This is a genomic window from Pelatocladus sp. (assembly GCF_059505505.1).
On record NZ_JCACKS010000199.1, the window covers coordinates 14364 to 31119 of the forward strand.

Below are 16756 nucleotides of genomic sequence, written 5' to 3' on the forward strand. Positions count from 1 at the left end.
ACTCCACATCCACATTTTCATCTTGATCACCAGTGCTGACTTTAGCTAGTGTTTTGCGTACTATTCCTCACGAATAGCTATTGCATAGAATTTGTAATTACTAGGAAATAGCATTGAGATTTTACGCAGATCTACTATCTACAGTGTAATGTTATCGCCTAGTATGGCTGTCGGATTTTAAGCTTTATATCCATACTTAACCTATTTAAATAACACTCAAAGCTTGTATTTTAACAGGAATTTTCCTTATATTGACGAACAAGGAAAAATTAGTTAAATATCAAATTTTAATTAATGTATCTTTATTTATATTAATTTATAGATTGAAATTTAAACCTTGTATAGACCTACAATGCCAAAATTATGACAAAAAATCCTTAAACGAACTTTATTGCAAGAACCCGGACTTCTTCAAGAAGTCCGGGTTCTGGATATCCTAACTATTAACTACTGTACGGACGAAGAATTTGTACAAAAAGTTATTTGTTCACACACTACGCCCCTAGAAAATGTAAACGATTTTACTCCACTGCTTTTTTTCGATGAAAACGGATTCCTAAAACAATGTCGTAAAGGAAATCAAAAAAATCTTTTTTCTGGAGTAATCCTAAAGATAGATGACAACCTTTTTGATCTAACAGAGGTTTCATAAGATGGTATGTGGGCTGATAATTGTACCAAGGGATAGAAGGCCACAAATGATGAATTAAGTGGTAATTCTGTCCGAGAATCAGAATGTTGAGAATTGGGTTAGCGTAAACACGAGCATTTTTCCAGCGATCGCGTTCCGCAAAAGGACGATGGGGCAAATAATCAAAAAACAATCCCAAAGCTAGCCCTACGATACCAGAAGGTACAAACCAAAAATTGAGAATGTAACCCAAAAAATGATAATGGACTGCGGTAAAGACAATTGTCACCACAAATAAGCGACTGAGAAACCATTCTAGAAGTTCATACTTCCGCCAGAGACGTCTTTTAAAGAAAAATATTTCGTGATAGAAAAAACGCACTGCGATTAACCACAGTGGACCACCTGTAGAGACAAAATGATCTGGATCGTTTTTTGGATCGTTGACATGAGCATGATGCTGCAAATGTACCCGTGTAAACACCGGAAAAGCAAAAACTAGCATCAAAGCGCTACCATGCCCTAACATCGCATTAATAATCTTATTGCGATGAGCAGATTGGTGACAGGCATCGTGAATTACCGTACCGGAAATATGTAAGGCAAGGATATTCATTACAAATGATACCCAGTGCGGCCAGTGCCAAACCCAGTAACCAAGGCAAGATAACACAACGATCGCTACAGCTGCAAAAAACATTAGCAGCGTCGGATTGAAGCCACCAGGAGGCGCTAACAATTCTTTGGGGGGGACTGTCAGTGGCTTCTGTACCTCCGACGTCAGCATCGTGAACTCCTTCATTAATCAAATTTTGATAGTTGTTAACTAAGGGGTAAGAGTAAAGCTAAAAGGGTCAAGTAAAAAACATTTCCTTTCAGTTTTCCCTAGAGGAAAAGTGATAGCACTCAATCCGCTCTGAAAAATAATAAAGTTTTAAAGTTTTGTGTAGCAAGATTTATCGATAATCTTCGCATATCATGGGCAAAATAACGGTATGATTCGAGTCGAAGCTTTTAGCTTTGATCTTTAACCTCCTATAAGTTACCGCCATTAAATCAGCCAACAGTAAACAGTAAACAGTCATCAGTGAACATTTATCAACCTGAAAACTGAACAACTGACAACTGATAACTGAATTTAGGGTGTAAGGGTGTAAGGATGTGATGGTAAGGGTTTTAATTTTCCTACACCCATACACCTCATAAACCCTTGGTGAAGCTAATTCCCTGAGTAGCTCCCTAGATTCGATTCATCTTTTATGCAACTGAAAGACTCTTTACGCCGTACCAAAATTGTTGCCACCATTGGCCCTGCCACTAGCAGTCCAGAAATGCTCAAAGCTATTATCGAAGCTGGTGCAACGACACTCCGATTGAACTTTTCTCATGGTTCTCATGCTGACCATCAGCGTAATATTCGCTTAATTAGGCAAACAGCCTTTGAACTAAATCAACCGGTGGGAATTCTCCAAGACTTGCAAGGGCCAAAAATTCGCTTGGGCAAGTTTGATCATGGGTCGATAGTGCTAGCAAAAGGCGATCGCTTCACTTTGACCAATCGTCCAGTAGTTGGTACACAAGAAATTAGCTGCGTTACCTACGATTATTTAGCAGACGAAGTACCTGTAAGAGCGAGAATTCTCCTTGATGATGGACGAGTCGAAATGGTCGTTGAGGAAATCGACAAGGAAAAAGGCGATCTTCACTGTCGTGTTACCGTCCCTGGCCCTCTTTCCAATAACAAAGGCGTAAACTTCCCTGGAGTTTACCTTTCCGTTAAAGCCATGACCGACAAAGACCGTGAGGATTTGATGTTCGGTCTGGATCAAGGTGTTGACTGGGTAGCACTTTCCTTTGTTCGCAACCCCCAGGATGTGATGGAAATTAAGGAACTAATTTCCAGTGCTGGTAAAAATGTACCAGTGATTGCCAAAATTGAAAAGCACGAAGCCATCGAACAAATGGAAGCAATTTTGGCTTTGTGTGATGGTGTGATGGTTGCTAGAGGCGATTTAGGTGTAGAACTACCAGCTGAAGACGTTCCCATGCTGCAAAAGCGATTAATTGCTACTGCTAATCGCTTGGGAATTCCGATCATCACCGCCACCCAGATGTTAGACAGCATGGTGAGCAATCCCCGTCCGACACGTGCGGAAGTATCGGATGTGGCAAATGCGATTCTCGATGGTACGGATGCGGTGATGCTCTCCAATGAAACTGCTGTTGGTAAGTTCCCAGTTGAAGCTGTGGCGACCATGGCGCGGATTGCGGAAAAAATCGAGCAAGAAAACATCCAAAACAATAACGCTAGCCAAGTCAGAGATCGAAAGCGTTCTATTCCGAACGCAATTAGCCAAGCAGTAGGACAAATCGCCCAACAATTGGGAGCCGCAGCTATTATGAGCTTGACTCAAACAGGTTCCACGGCTCGTAACGTTTCCAAATTCCGTCCTTGGACACCAATTTTAGCAATTACCCCCCATGTAAATGTCGCCAGACAACTGCAACTGGTATGGGGAGTCAAACCCTTATTGGTATTAGAATTACCATCAGCTGGTCAGACGTTCCAAGCAGCCTTAAACGTAGCCTTAGAAAATAATCTCGTTTTTGAGGGAGATTTGGTGGTGATGACCGCCGGTACACTGCAAGGCGTTTCTGGCTCCACGGATTTAGTTAAAGTAGAAGTTGTAACAGCGATACTAGGGCGGGGAATTGGACTTGGACAAGGCTCGGTCAGTGGTCGCGCGAGAGTAGGACACACCAGTATGGATGTAAGTGACTTTAATCCTGGTGATATTTTGGTTGCACCTCGCACCAGTGCCGATTTTGTGGAAGTAATTCGGAAATCCGCGGGTATTATTACTGAGGAAGAAAGTCTCACTTGTCACGCAGCAGTCATTGGTTTACGTCTCGGCGTTCCTGTTATAGTTGGCGTCAAGAAAGCAACACAAGTAATTCGAGATGGCTCGATTCTCACAATGGATATGCAACGGGGTTTAGTTTACTCTGGAGCAGTAGGAACTCCTTAAAAATAAAAATTAAAGTGTTTGTAGTAAGCAATGCGCGTGCTTGAATATTTGAGGACTGTACGCGCAGCGTTCCCGCAGGGTAGTCCTCACTACAAACCCACGAGTTCACATCAAGTTTTTCAGGACTTCTGCTGTTGCTAGTCCGGTTTTTTCCCAACTAAATAGATTTGCTCTGTTGATACTAGCGACAGATAGGCGATCGCGCAGTTGTGTATCAGTCGCAATTTTATCCATTGCTTCTGTAATTTCTCTGATATCATAGGGATTGATGAGAATCGCAGCATCACCAGCAACTTCTGGGAGAGAGGAAATATTAGAAGTAATCACAGGAGTACCACAACCCATTGCTTCTAGAACCGGGAAACCAAAACCCTCCCAGAGACTAGGAAAAACGAGTGCGATCGCCCCACTGATAATTTTTGGCAATTCGCTGTAGGGAACATAATCTAAAAATTTGACTTGCTTACTGATACCCAATTCCTCAACTTGCGCTTGCAATAAGGGAGTATAACGCTTATCCTCTGGCCCTGCTAACCACAATTGGTAATCATGATGATTTGGTAAGCTTGCAAAAGCAGCAATCAGTCTGTTGAGGTTTTTATAAGGATCATGTCTACCAATGTAGAGAAAATAGGGATAGGAAAAAGCTAAATTCCCCGTTTCTTCCTTGTACCCTTGTCCCTGCTCTATAAACGGTCGAAAATGATTCACATCATGCGCTAAGGGAATTGGGGTAATTTTCCTTGCAGGAATCTGGTAAAAATTAGTAATATCTTTAGCGGTAGCTTGGGAATTACAAATAATGTGTTGCGCTTGCTGAAGAACTTGGGGAATATAGTGGCGAAAGTAGGGTGTCAGAGGTGAAAAGCGTTTAGGAAAACGCAATGGAATTAAGTCGTGAAACATCACGACAAAACGAGAATTAGAATAGAGTGGCGCTTCTGGAATCGGGGAAAAAATTAGTTGAGATTTTAGCTTTTTAGATATTTTTGGTAATTTAAACTGTGTCCATATCAAGCGATTAAGATGACCTGTTGTTCCATCCGCAGGTGTCATATTACCTGGAATTGAATAACATTTAAATTCTGGATAATTTAGGGTAGTTAATAAAGTAGGATTAAGAGATTTTAAATAAGGAAAAAGATTTTTGGCATAGTTACTTATACCTGTAGGCTGAGAAAATACAACTGATAAATTAATTAATAAATCGCTCATTTATTCAAACTTAACCCGCTCATAAATTTGATCATATGGTATTTTACAATTGACTGAAAATAGAGTTAAAATTCCATCTTGAGCATCAGATTCTCTAAATAACCAATTTCCATCTGAGGTTTTACTAAATTGCTCAATATGAATTGCATACTGATCAATTAAAATATATTCTTGAAATTCAGAGATAGAACGGTAATAAGTAAATTTATCACCGCGATCGCGACTGCTGGTAGATTTTGAGAGAACCTCGAAAATTATACAAGGGTTAAGCACTGTATCACTACGTCCTTCTTCAAAAATAGGTTCATCTTTAATAATTAAGATATCTGGATAAGTGTATTGACGATAGCGAGGAATCCACAAGCGTAAATCATTGGCATAAATGCTGTAACCTTGTTCTTTAAGCGCAAGAGTCAGAGCAATAATCAAATTAACAATGATTTGATTATGATTAATCGAACCTCCTGTCATTGGAACAATTTCTCCATCACAATATTCGCTACGGTAATCAGCAGTTTTTTCATGCGCCAAGTACTCTGCTGTTGAGTAGTAACGGGGTAGAGTTTGCACAATCATAAGACTAGTCTGTAGTTTAAAACTCACTAAGATAACCTTAGCCTAACATTTAAATTATTCAGTTATAGCGATGATAAATGAGTTGTGAGAGTCAGATCCCCAACTTCTTTGAGAAGGGGAGCATTCCAATGTTCAAAAAAGCCGCCTGCGATTGAAATCACAGTCTCATTTGCATTGTCCCCAAAAAACCTTTGAGAAGTCGGGGATCTTGTTGTTTACTCATTACGTTCTTTCCACCAATAAAGAAAAACTCCATAAATTTTACCCAAACCTATCTGAGGTTTGATAAACATCAAGACTAACGCATAAAAAATCAGCCTGGTTAATCTCAAGCTGAAAACTAGTTTATTTGTATATCTATCTAAACTTAATAAATAACCATAGGTGCTATTTGTGATTTTCCTGAATACGTATTTATTTGTAATAGAAGAAGGCTGATGTATGACTCCAAATCTTTGAGTAACCGCTATTAAATGTCCTTGTTGGGCGTAGCGTTGACAAAAATCAAAGTCTTCATAATAAAGAAAATAAGCCGGATCAAATAAAGGACATTCACCAAATTTACAAAAATTAATTATGAAACTACAACCTGTTACCCAATCACATTTCACAAAATCTGGGTTTTCCTCTGTAAATAAATTGCGAGTCGAAATATCGCCTGTTTTGGCATTAAAATAACCACCCGCAAACCAAACTTCATTAGCAGGAGTATGAATAACTGTACCAAGAATAGAAATTTTGGGGTGAGATTTCAAAAATAATTGCAGTTTCTCTAAATTAATTTCTTGGAAATATGCATCTGGATTAATTATCCAAACAATAGCTTGGGAGTCTTCAGCATATATAAATTTCAAACCCAAGTTACAAGCATTGCCAAAACCCAAATTATTTGCAGCATTTAAAATAATGACATAATCATCTTTAAGATTGTCGATTGAATCATCATCAGGAGAGTTGTTGATGATAATTACCTTGAAATCTAAATTTTTCTGATTGGGTAAAGAAGCGATTAATTTGGCAATCAGATGCGTGGAATAATAGTTGACTGTTAAAAAGTAGATCACGTTAATTCGATTTGACAGTCATCACCAATCATAAATCGCAAGGCTTTAGGACGTCGTAGAGCATTGGTTAATTGCGCTCTTTGTCCAATCACACTGTCAATAATGCGTTGATGAATTCCTGCTATTTTAGCACCTTCTAAAACTACACTATGTTCTATGTCACTTTCAATTAGTTTAGTATTATCGGCAATGCTGGTGTAAGGGCCGATAAAACAGTTTTCTAAATAACAATTGTTACCTATGATTACAGGACCACGAATAGTGGTGTTAATTATTTTAGAATTAGCACCAATCTGAACTCGCCCAATGACATTACTTTCAGCATCAATTTCACCTAAAATTTTTGTGTTTAAGTAGGTATCAAGAATCAGGCGATTTGCTTCCAGTAAGTCATCTTTTTTACCAGTATCTAGCCACCAGCCTTCCAATTGACAAGCCAGGATTTGCTTTTGCTGATCTATAAGGTATTGAATTGCATCAGTAATTTCCAGTTCACCTCGTGCAGAAGGTTGGATACAGGCGATCGCATCATGAATAATGCGAGAAAAAAAGTAAACCCCCACTAATGCAAAATTAGAGGGGGGTACTTTGGGTTTTTCGACTAGCTGCAAAACTCGTCCTGTTTCATCAACTTTAGCTACACCAAAGGCGCTAGGATTATTGACTTGACGCAAGAGAATAATCGCATCTTGCTGTTTAGTAGTAAATTTTTGCAAAAAGTAGCTTAAATCACCTTGTTGAATTAAGTTATCGCCTAAGTACATAACAAAAGGCGAATCTCTCAAAAAAGGATAAGCAACTTTCACTGCGTGGGCAAGTCCTGCTGGTTGATCTTGTAAGATATAAGTAATTTTTGCCCCAAAGCGATCGCCATTTCCGGTTTTAGCTTGTACTTCTGTTCCAGTTTCTGGACTGATGATGATGCCAATATCAGTTATGCCAGCCGCAACCATCTCTTCAATGCCATACCATAAAATTGGCTTATTTGCAACGGGAACAAGTTGTTTTGCCCCTGTATAAGTTAGAGGACGTAAACGAGTACCTTTACCGCCAGCAAGAATTAATGCTTTCATAAGTATTGGTTAGTAGATAGTGAATGTTGGTTAGTCGTAGAAAAACAGCTACTAACAACTAACAACTAACTCTTTCAACATCTTCCTTAATCTTTGTCGCCAATGGGGCGCATGATTTTCCAAAATCTTTGCTATTTTGGCACATGCTAAGACTGAGTAGCTTGGGCGATGAGCAGGTGTGGGATATTCGGGAGTAGTAATCGGGACAACTCGTTGTATTTTCAGTGGGAAGCCTAATTGTTGGGCTTCTTCAAAAATCGCAACAGCAAAGTCATACCAGCTAGCAACGCCACTGTTGGTATAGTGGTAAGTCCCAGCAATGTCTGAATTCAATAAGGGTATTAATTTAGCTATAGTTTCTGCTATGTCTCTAGTCCAGGTAGGACTACCGATTTGATCTGCGACAACGCGAATTTTTTCTCTTTCTCTTCCTAGTCGTAGCATCGTTTTGACAAAATTGCTTTTGCCAAAAGTTCCATAAACCCAGGCAGTACGTAGAATGAGATGATGATTGTAAGTATCACGAATAGCTTGTTCTCCTGCTAGTTTAGTTTGACCATAGATACTTAAGGGGTTAGTTTGGTCTTCTTCTTGATAAGGACGACAATTGTTGCCATCGAAAACATAATCAGTTGATATGTGAATTAGAAAAGCTTGTTGTTTTTTGGCTTCCTGTGCCAGAATTTGTGGGGCTGTTGCATTAATAAGTTTTGCTAATTCTGGTTCGCTTTCAGCTTTATCAACCGCAGTATAAGCAGCAGCATTGATGATTATTTGTGGTTGCTTTTCTCTAATTAAACTGCATATAGTATCTGGTTGAGCAAGGTCTAAAGTAGGACGCGCGACTGAAATTACATTTGTGTAGGTTGATAAAATTTGTTGCAGTTCTTGACCTACTTGACCGTTACTACCGATTAGTAGAATTAATTTACTCATAAATTGATACTTGGAAATACTGATTTTAAAGCATTTTTTTGTGTTTTTAAGATTTTTTTAATGTCAAGTTAGCGGATATCATTATGTGAATAATGAACAAAGATATAAGCATGTAGCGATCGCCTTTTTCATGGTTTAGTACAAAAAAGTAGCACTACAGGAGGTAAAAGGCAAAAGCTTAAAGTAGGTCGGTACACTAAAACTACTGGCTATGATTGTCATTTGTCATTTGTTATTTGTCATTGGTAAGGGTCTCAATGGTGATTACGTTTTGTTGCTCGCGTTCTGTTTATTCACACCGACTTACTAAATTACTTTTTCATTCTTCATACTTCATTCTTCACAGGCTTTTTAACCTTTTGAACTAAATAGTGATTGCCTGTAAGCTGCATTAGTAATACTGCAACCTTGTGTTTTATTTCTTTTATTTCTTTACATCATGTTACACATTTAGTTGTGTTTTTTTGATATAATGAATTCTGTGTGTTCCCATTTTATAGTTCGCTAAATCTCAACCATAAAAATTGGTGCGTTTTATGGTTTGGTTTGCTGATATTGAGTTCCAACACTGTAGGACTGGTTTGCCATCATTGCAGTGAAATAGCCAGTTAATTTAGTGTTGTTTAGCTTCATACTCGAAATGTGCCACTTCGCGATTTTTTTGCCATGCCAGTTTAAGTGATTTATTTGTAAGCGATCGCCCTCAAAATCCAGTTTTAGTTCGTTCTGCAAAAATGCTGCCATAGTTTACGCTACAACCACAATCATCTACTTCATCGCTAAAATAGGGGATTGGGTGAAAACTTCGGACTCTTTAAAAGGTTTACCTGCTTTGTCTTTAGCAGATAGGATTGGCAGCGATGCGGTTAGACGCCAGTCTATTCCCAAATCGGGATCATTCCAAAGGATGCATCGTTCATACTGGGGTGCATAATAGTTTGTGGTTTTATAAAGGACTTCGGCAAATTCTGAAAGTACAACAAAACCGTGAGCAAAGCCTGGTGGTATCCAGAGTTGGCGTTTGTTCTCGGCGTTGATTTCACAACCTATCCATCTACCAAAAGTCGAGGAGCTTTTTCTGATATCTACAGCAACGTCAAATATACTACCATTAACTACTCTGACCAACTTTCCCTGTGGTTGTCGAACTTGGTAGTGTAAACCACGCAAAACATTTTGTTTGGAGTAAGAATGGTTGTCTTGGACAAAGTTAAATAAATTACTAGTAGCTTCAGCAAATTTTTTGAAATTAAAGCTTTCAAAGAAAAAGCCACGATCATCTTGGAATAGTTCAGGTTCAAGTATGAGAATATCAGGAATTTCAGTACAAACAATCTTCATTGTCTTAGCAATTTTACTGAGTGCAAATGTATTTCAATTTATAGTAAATTGAATAAGCGAAATATAGCAAAAACAAACTCGAAATTAACTTTCAATTATCTCCTAAATTACTACCGATTGAGCTAGTCAAATTTATGACACAACCTTGGTATTGGCGATCGCTTCCTTTAAACAATCGCACTGATTCCGATATTTTCGCTGCTTTATTTGGTTATAAACAGACATATTGTGCTTTGCAGCAAATTAATCCTTCTTCTTTTGCTTGCTATTTTCAAACATCTTGGGGAAAAATATTGATCAATAATTCCTCCCAGGGTACAGAGCAAGCGGATGATCTAATTGGGGTCAGTCCAAAATCGTTTGACTGAGCGTCTCGCACTGAGCTTGTCGAAGTGTCACGACGAAGTCTAAAATCCAAAATTGTTAGGCTGTTTGCGAATTTGTATAACAAAAAGACGGCAATTATGGCAGCATTGGTAGAGGGGAAACAAACAGAGGATGAGAGTAAAACAGGAGGGAATGGGCAAATTTTCCTTTCATGTCTCTACCTCCCCAAGCCCTCTGAACGCTTTACCCCAGATGCTAGTGCCATTTAGTTACGACAGCAATATGCCTTAGCTACGCATTATCTACAGTTTGGGTAAAAGTTAGAGGGTAAAGGCATTACTATTAATTTGGAAAAAGGTTAGATGCCAAAGGCTTTTAAGTCCATTTTCCCCTTAGCCCCTCCAGGAGGTTTCACCTTTTGTTTTAGCCCTAGCCCTGACTTTTGCAAATAAAACCGTCAGCCTCACCAATCTTGGCATTCAACTGCAAAAACATACTATCTATACTATTCTTACCTTCAAGTATTTAAATGAACCCAGAAAGCTCAGAAACTTACATCAATCATCCAACTTGGGGTTTGCTCTATAGGATCTGTATGGTGGATGAAAACCAAGAGTTATTCACTACACTGTATGCTCAACGCCTATTTTTTTTAGTAATAACTGATGCTAAAGGTGTCAAATTTCAGCCTATAGGACGTACTGAAGCCAGAATGTTGCTAGAAAATCGCTTGCGTAACCTTCGTCGTGCAGGACAAGCTCAGGAGTACGATCAGTTGCAGAGTATTTTCAAACGCACCTTCCAATGAGTAGCCCGATTAGCGAACGTATTAATACTGTGCGTGCAGAACTACCACCTTCAGTTCGGTTGATTGCAGTTAGCAAGCAAGTACCAACTGATGTCATTCGTACTGCTTATACTGCGGGAATTCGAGATTTTGCCGAAAATCGCATTCAAGAAGCGATCGCAAAACAAGCAGAATTACAAGACTTATCTGATATAACTTGGCATTTTATTGGAAACTTGCAAAGCAATAAAGCCAAAAAAGCCTTAGAAAATTTTCAGTGGATTCATTCTGTAGATAATTTGAAGCTAGCACAGCGCTTGAACGAGTTGGCGCAGCAAATAGGTGTCAGTCCCTATGTGTGTCTGCAAGTCAAAATTCTTCTTGATCCCAATAAGTCGGGTTGGAGTGTACCTCAACTTTTAGCTGACTTACCAACACTGAATCAATGCAAAAATTTACAAATTCAAGGTTTGATGACAATTCCACCTCTGGGATTAACTGAGCAGGAAATTATGACAGTGTTTAATCGCACACGTGAACTAGCTCAAGAAATCCGCGAACAAAACTGGCCTCATATTCAAATGCTGCATCTTTCGATGGGAATGTCAGGTGATTACAAACTAGCCATACAAGCAGGTGCAACAATAGTGCGCTTGGGAACAATCTTGTTTGGAGAGCGTGGTGCTTGAATTGGGGATCGGGGATTGGGATTGGGGATTCTCCAGAGGAGACGCACTCGCGTTCGGGGATTGAGGATGAATCAGTTAACAGTGAACTCTTATCAAATTAAACTGATCACTGTTAAGTGATTAGTTGTCTCCCTTGTCCTTTCTTCACAATTTTGATGATCTGTTGATTATTCTGTCTTCAAAAAATATTTTATTACATTGTTAAAACTGTAGAGATAGCTTTTAAAATCTACCTCTACGGTTTTTTGCTTTCTCGCTTTCATCTTAATTTGGTAATAAATGAAACATTGAACCTTGTTTTCTTAAATTTTGAGTGAGCAGATGCTAACGCTTGCTTTATTAAGGATTATTGCAAAGAAATTCTCAAAGATGTTGGTGTAGCAAATAACTGAGTATATAGTATAAACAAAAGCAAACACATAAAAACTTTGGGGTTAAAGCAACTTTGCATTCAAAAATAGTTAGGCTATAATCTTGACTCATTATTGCGTGCAAGCTAGATACAAACGTTCTAGGGGGGCGTTCGTTCAAAACTTGGCGCTGTAGTACATGTTACAAACAACTTATAGAATTGCAAAAACGTCCGCTCTGTATAGCGGCACAGGTTGACAACATTAATTGTTGTCAGATCCTTTGAAGGTGATTTGCACCAGGAGCGTAACAATTATGAACAATATTTTCTCTAAACTGAGAGACTTTGTTGGTTTAAATGAGCCAGTAGAATACGAGTATTATGAAGAAGAACCTGAAGCAGAAACCTATCAGAATCTGTATCAGGAGCAAAATCAACAACCTGTACCCCAAGAAGCTACCTCAGCAAATCGACGTTGGCGTGAACCCATGCCTACAATGAATGCAAATCCAGATGTAGCAACTGCTTCTGCAAAAACAATGAGTAATGTTATTGGTATGCCCGGTGCTATTAATGGTATTTCAGAAGTTTTAGTACTAGAACCACGTACTTTTGAAGAAATGCCACAGGCAATTCAAGCCTTACGAGAGCGAAAGTCAGTGGTATTAAACTTGACAATTATGGACCCTGATCAAGCACAACGAGCAGTTGATTTTGTTGCAGGTGGCACTTACGCATTGGATGGACATCAAGAACGTATTGGCGAAAGCATCTTTTTGTTTACACCCAGTTGTGTCCAAGTTAGTACCCAAGGCGGAGTTCTTCACGAAGTACCTCAACCACCAGTGCGTACCCCACGTCCCGCACCTGGCAATCAAACTTGGGGAAGTGAACCCAATCGCATGGTACAGTAAACTAAAATTAGTCAAAAGTCAATAGTCCACAGTCCAGAGTTTTGACTATTGACTCTTGATTATTGACTCTTGACTACTAACTAATGACTCATAAATTTGGATTAATTGGCGGCGGGGTAATGGGAGAAGCTTTATTATCCCGCCTTATTGCTCGCTCGATTTATCATCCATCAGAAGTGATGGTTAGTGAACCACAGCCCACACGCCAAACTTTTTTAGCGCATCAGTACAATGTGGCTGTAACAGGTGATAACCGCTTGGTTTTTAGCCAAACAACAGATGTGATATTTTTAGCTGTTAAGCCACAGGTTTTCAGCGCGATCGCTCAAGAATTAGCGGATGTTCTTAATCAAGGGCATTCACCGCTAGTAGTTTCTATATTGGCGGGTGTAACTTTATCCAATTTAGAAGCAGCTTTTGGGCAATTACCAGTGATTCGAGCAATGCCAAATACGCCAGCAACCGTAGGTGCAGGGATTACTGCTATTACTCCTGGTGCTTATACCCACATCAAACATTTGGAAATAGCACGTAAGCTATTTTCAGCAGTCGGGGAAGTAGTAGAAGTACCCGAATCACAAATGGATGCAGTAACTGGTTTATCAGGTAGTGGACCAGCTTACGTGGCAATAATGGTAGAAGCACTTGCAGATGGAGGAGTCGCCGCAGGTTTACCCAGAGCGATCGCCAATCAACTGGCTTTACAAACAGTGTTGGGAACTGCTCAGTTATTACACGAAACTAAATTCCACCCCGCAGAACTCAAAGATCGTGTTACCAGTCCCGGCGGAACTACAATTACTGGTATTGCCCAACTAGAACGTTCAGCATTTCGCTCTGCTCTGATTGAAGCAGTGAAAGCTGCTACCATCCGTTCTCAGGAATTGGGAAAGTGAAGGAGATTGAAGATCACGAAAAGGGGACAAGGGGGACAAGGGAGAATTATTTAACAAGTCTGTTCCCAATCCCCAATCCCCAATCCCTAATGCCCTACTTGCTAAGGCCTCATATAATATAGTAAAAAGTCTGGTTGCAATTTTTATTGAGTGAATTATTCTGCACTGTCTTCAGAAGTAGACCCCAGTTCTGTATTTCCTTTTGAACTGGATGCGTTCCAGCTAGATGCGATCGCTTCTCTAAATGCTGGACGTTCTGTGGTGGTTTGTGCGCCAACAGGTTCAGGTAAAACCTTAGTTGGAGAGTATGGTATTTATCGTGCCTTGGTGCGAGGAAAACGGGTATTTTACACTACCCCCCTGAAGGCACTTTCTAACCAAAAATTACGTGACTTTCGTGAACAATTCGGCTTTGACGCAGTTGGGTTGTTAACAGGAGATGCTTCCATTAATCGGGATGCGCCAATTGTAGTTATGACTACAGAAATTTTCCGCAACATGCTTTACGGCACACCCATTGGGCAAGTTGGTATCTCCTTAACAGACGTAGAAGCAGTGGTATTAGATGAATGCCACTACATGAATGACCGCCAACGGGGAACAGTCTGGGAAGAATCAATAATTTATTGTCCCCACGAAATTCAACTGATTGCTCTATCAGCAACAGTCGCCAATAGTGAACAACTCACCGACTGGCTGAATCAAGTCCACGGCCCAACTGATCTGATCTACTCAGATTTTCGTCCCGTTCCTTTGGAATTTCATTTTGGAAATCTCAAAGGGGTATTTCCACTGCTCAATGACAATAAAACTCAAATTAACGGGCGTCTGCTCAAACGAAACAGAAAAAAAGAATTAGAAAAAGGCAAAGGCAATCGCAGACCAGAAGCACCTAGTATAAATTTTATTCTTAGCCATCTCCAGCAACGAGATATGCTGCCAGCAATCTACTTTATCTTCAGCCGTCGCGGCTGTGATAAAGCAGTGGCAGAAGTCGGTGATATGTGGCTGGTTAATGAGCAAGAAGCGCAGCAGTTACGGCGACAAATTGACGACTTTTTCAGCCGGAACCCAGATGCGGGGCGAGCCGGACATATTGCCCCCCTCTACCGTGGTATCGCTGCACACCACGCCGGAATTTTACCAGCGTGGAAAGTGCTAGTAGAAGAACTATTTCAGCAAGGACTAATTAAAGTAGTATTTGCCACAGAAACACTGGCAGCAGGAATTAATATGCCTGCTCGAACAACAGTTATTTCTAGCATATCTAAGCGTACTGATACTGGACACCGGATGTTGACAGCTTCTGAATTTCTGCAAATGGCAGGAAGAGCAGGGCGTCGGGGTATGGATGAAGTCGGTCATGTGGTGACATTACAAACTCCCTTTGAGGGAGCAGAACACGCCGCAGCTTTGGCAATCAAAAAACCAGATCCGTTGGTCAGCCATTTTACACCTAGTTACGGCATGGTGTTGAACTTACTGCAAATCCATACTCTTGATGAAGCTAGAGAACTCATTGAGCGGAGCTTTGGTCAGTATCTAGCAAATGTACATCTCCAACCAAGGCAGCAATATATTGCCGAGTTGCAAGGAGAATTAGACGAAATTAATACACAAATTGCTGCGGTAGAAGAAAGCGAAATCGCTAGCTATGAAAAACTGCGACAACGCCTGAAAGTAGAACAAAAATTATTAAACACACTGCAAGAGCAAGCAGACGAAGGGCAACAAGAAGAATTAACAATGATGCTCAACTTTGCTGTATCAGGGACATTACTTAGTCTTAAAGGTAAATACTTAACAATGTCTCTGCCAGTAACCGCAGTGCTAGTAGGCAAAACTCAAGGTGTTAGCCAAACACCTTATTTAGTGTGTTTAGGGAGAGATAACCGTTGGTATGTAGCAACTACAGCAGATGTAGTCAACTTATATGCAGAATTACCGAGAATTGATGTACCTCCTGACTTGCTACCACCTGCACAGATGAATTTAAAGCCAGGACAGTCCTGTCGTGGTGAAGAAGAAAGTAGAGCGATCGCTCTACAAATTCCCGAACCAGAAGAGTTTCTACACACAGCGCCCGAAGTAATAGAACAACTTCATGTAGTTGCGAGTTTACGAGAGCAAATAGAAGCTCACCCACTGCATAAAACTGGCAATGTTGGTACTATTTTCAAACGTAAGGTACGGGCTGCCGAATTAGAAGAAGAAATTCAAGAATTGCAAACACAGATAGAGCAACAGTCCCAACGACATTGGGAAGAGTTTCTTAACCTGATTGAAATTTTGCAGTATTTTGAAGCCTTAGATAACTTATTACCTACACAATTAGGACAAATTGCCGCAGCAATTCGAGGTGAAAATGAACTGTGGCTTGGTTTAGTCCTCGTTAGTGGAGAACTAGATAACCTTGATCCCCACTATTTAGCAGCAGCAGCAGCAGCATTAGTGACAGAAACTCCACGTCCAGATAGTAGAGTGCGCTTTGAACTTAGTGATGAAGTTGCAGAAGCCTTAGCGAAATTACGTGGAATTCGCCGCAAGATGTTCCAACTACAACGCCGCTATAATGTTGCTTTACCTATCTGGTTGGAGTTTGAACTAATCGCCTTAGTTGAACAGTGGGCATTAGGGATGGATTGGGTTGAACTGTGCGACCATACCACTTTAGATGAAGGTGATGTCGTGCGAATTTTAAGGCGGACACTGGATTTATTATCCCAAATTCCCCATGTACCTTACATGTCAGACTCCTTACGACGTAATGCTTTACGTGCTATCCAGTTAATTGATCGGTTCCCAGTCAATGAAGTTGTGGAATAGTCAAGAAAAAGGGGTGTAAGGGGGTAAGGCTATAGGGGTGGGTGTCAATCGCAGTTTTTCAACAATCCACAAGACAACGCAAAAACCCCACGAGTGTTTC

General features: G+C 40.1%; 15 protein-coding genes. 7 read left to right on the forward strand and 8 right to left on the reverse strand.

Features of this window, described 5'->3' with window-relative positions; all coding sequences use genetic code 11:
• Positions 1–521: 521 nt before the first annotated feature.
• Entirely contained in the window at positions 522–1418 is an 897-nt protein-coding gene (gene crtR / locus AC5JMK_RS15135; protein WP_096675766.1) for a beta-carotene hydroxylase, read from the reverse strand.
• A 472-nt stretch (positions 1419–1890) separates the two neighbouring features.
• Between crtR and pyk the strand changes: the two genes are divergently transcribed.
• A complete protein-coding gene (pyk, locus tag AC5JMK_RS15140) occupies positions 1891–3660 on the forward strand; it encodes a pyruvate kinase (RefSeq protein ID WP_096675767.1) in 1770 nt (589 codons plus the stop codon).
• Positions 3661–3765: 105 nt separating this feature from the next.
• Here the strand turns inward: pyk and AC5JMK_RS15145 are convergent, their stop codons facing one another.
• The 7 genes from AC5JMK_RS15145 to rfbC all read right to left on the reverse strand — a co-directional run bounded on the left by AC5JMK_RS15145 (position 3766) and on the right by rfbC (position 9865).
• A complete protein-coding gene (locus AC5JMK_RS15145; protein WP_495910472.1) occupies positions 3766–4875 on the reverse strand; it encodes a glycosyltransferase family 4 protein in 1110 nt (369 codons plus the stop codon).
• Entirely contained in the window at positions 4876–5451 is a 576-nt protein-coding gene (locus AC5JMK_RS15150; protein ID WP_495910473.1) for a Uma2 family endonuclease, read from the reverse strand. It lies immediately after the preceding gene.
• A gap of 215 nt (positions 5452–5666) precedes the next feature.
• Positions 5667–6515, reverse strand: coding sequence for a glycosyltransferase (locus AC5JMK_RS15155; protein ID WP_495910474.1), 849 nt, complete (start codon positions 6513–6515; stop codon positions 5667–5669).
• Entirely contained in the window at positions 6512–7588 is a 1077-nt protein-coding gene (locus AC5JMK_RS15160; protein ID WP_096675771.1) for a glucose-1-phosphate thymidylyltransferase, read from the reverse strand. The genes AC5JMK_RS15155 and AC5JMK_RS15160 overlap by 4 nt, the downstream gene beginning before the upstream one ends.
• A 51-nt stretch (positions 7589–7639) precedes the next feature.
• Positions 7640–8524, reverse strand: coding sequence for a dTDP-4-dehydrorhamnose reductase (gene rfbD, locus AC5JMK_RS15165; protein ID WP_495910475.1), 885 nt, complete (start codon positions 8522–8524; stop codon positions 7640–7642).
• A 534-nt stretch (positions 8525–9058) separates the two neighbouring features.
• Entirely contained in the window at positions 9059–9268 is a 210-nt protein-coding gene (locus AC5JMK_RS15170) for a hypothetical protein (RefSeq protein ID WP_096675773.1), read from the reverse strand.
• 24 nt (positions 9269–9292) lie between these two features.
• On the reverse strand, positions 9293–9865 hold the full coding sequence (gene rfbC / locus AC5JMK_RS15175) for a dTDP-4-dehydrorhamnose 3,5-epimerase (RefSeq protein ID WP_096675774.1): 573 nt from the start codon (positions 9863–9865) through the stop codon (positions 9293–9295).
• Positions 9866–9999: 134 nt separating this feature from the next.
• Here rfbC and AC5JMK_RS15180 point away from each other — a divergent pair, with 134 nt between their 5' ends.
• From AC5JMK_RS15180 to AC5JMK_RS15205, 6 genes are all read left to right on the forward strand, one after another.
• The gene (locus AC5JMK_RS15180; protein WP_096675775.1) at positions 10000–10233 is read left to right on the forward strand and encodes a hypothetical protein; all 234 of its coding nucleotides are present in this window, start codon (positions 10000–10002) and stop codon (positions 10231–10233) included.
• Between the two features lie 488 nt (positions 10234–10721).
• Positions 10722–11000 (forward strand): transcriptional coactivator PipX, encoded by a 279-nt coding sequence (pipX, locus tag AC5JMK_RS15185; RefSeq protein ID WP_096675777.1) that lies wholly within the window; start codon positions 10722–10724, stop codon positions 10998–11000.
• Entirely contained in the window at positions 10997–11668 is a 672-nt protein-coding gene (locus AC5JMK_RS15190; protein WP_096675778.1) for a YggS family pyridoxal phosphate-dependent enzyme, read from the forward strand. Before pipX ends, AC5JMK_RS15190 begins: the two co-directional genes overlap by 4 nt.
• 666 nt (positions 11669–12334) lie before the next feature.
• Complete coding sequence (locus AC5JMK_RS15195; protein WP_096675779.1) at positions 12335–12934, forward strand: cell division protein SepF; 600 nt, start codon at positions 12335–12337, stop codon at positions 12932–12934.
• A gap of 83 nt (positions 12935–13017) precedes the next feature.
• On the forward strand, positions 13018–13830 hold the full coding sequence (gene proC, locus AC5JMK_RS15200) for a pyrroline-5-carboxylate reductase (RefSeq protein ID WP_096675780.1): 813 nt from the start codon (positions 13018–13020) through the stop codon (positions 13828–13830).
• Between the two features lie 150 nt (positions 13831–13980).
• Positions 13981–16656 (forward strand): DEAD/DEAH box helicase, encoded by a 2676-nt coding sequence (locus tag AC5JMK_RS15205; protein WP_096675781.1) that lies wholly within the window; start codon positions 13981–13983, stop codon positions 16654–16656.
• Positions 16657–16756 lie beyond the last annotated feature (100 nt).

Bases quoted from the DNA above. Each gene is read 5' to 3' on its own strand.
- AC5JMK_RS15145 (WP_495910472.1), bottom strand. From the start codon at position 4,875: ATGAGCGATTTATTAATTAATTTATCAGTTGTATTTTCTCAGCCTACA.
- pyk (WP_096675767.1), top strand. From the start codon at position 1,891: ATGCAACTGAAAGACTCTTTACGCCGTACCAAAATTGTTGCCACCATT.
- proC (WP_096675780.1), top strand. From the start codon at position 13,018: ATGACTCATAAATTTGGATTAATTGGCGGCGGGGTAATGGGAGAAGCT.
- rfbD (WP_495910475.1), bottom strand. From the start codon at position 8,524: ATGAGTAAATTAATTCTACTAATCGGTAGTAACGGTCAAGTAGGTCAA.
- pipX (WP_096675777.1), top strand. From the start codon at position 10,722: ATGAACCCAGAAAGCTCAGAAACTTACATCAATCATCCAACTTGGGGT.
- AC5JMK_RS15190 (WP_096675778.1), top strand. From the start codon at position 10,997: ATGAGTAGCCCGATTAGCGAACGTATTAATACTGTGCGTGCAGAACTA.
- AC5JMK_RS15150 (WP_495910473.1), bottom strand. From the start codon at position 5,451: ATGATTGTGCAAACTCTACCCCGTTACTACTCAACAGCAGAGTACTTG.
- AC5JMK_RS15180 (WP_096675775.1), top strand. From the start codon at position 10,000: ATGACACAACCTTGGTATTGGCGATCGCTTCCTTTAAACAATCGCACT.
- AC5JMK_RS15170 (WP_096675773.1), bottom strand. From the start codon at position 9,268: ATGGCAGCATTTTTGCAGAACGAACTAAAACTGGATTTTGAGGGCGAT.
- crtR (WP_096675766.1), bottom strand. From the start codon at position 1,418: ATGCTGACGTCGGAGGTACAGAAGCCACTGACAGTCCCCCCCAAAGAA.
- AC5JMK_RS15160 (WP_096675771.1), bottom strand. From the start codon at position 7,588: ATGAAAGCATTAATTCTTGCTGGCGGTAAAGGTACTCGTTTACGTCCT.
- AC5JMK_RS15195 (WP_096675779.1), top strand. From the start codon at position 12,335: ATGAACAATATTTTCTCTAAACTGAGAGACTTTGTTGGTTTAAATGAG.
- rfbC (WP_096675774.1), bottom strand. From the start codon at position 9,865: ATGAAGATTGTTTGTACTGAAATTCCTGATATTCTCATACTTGAACCT.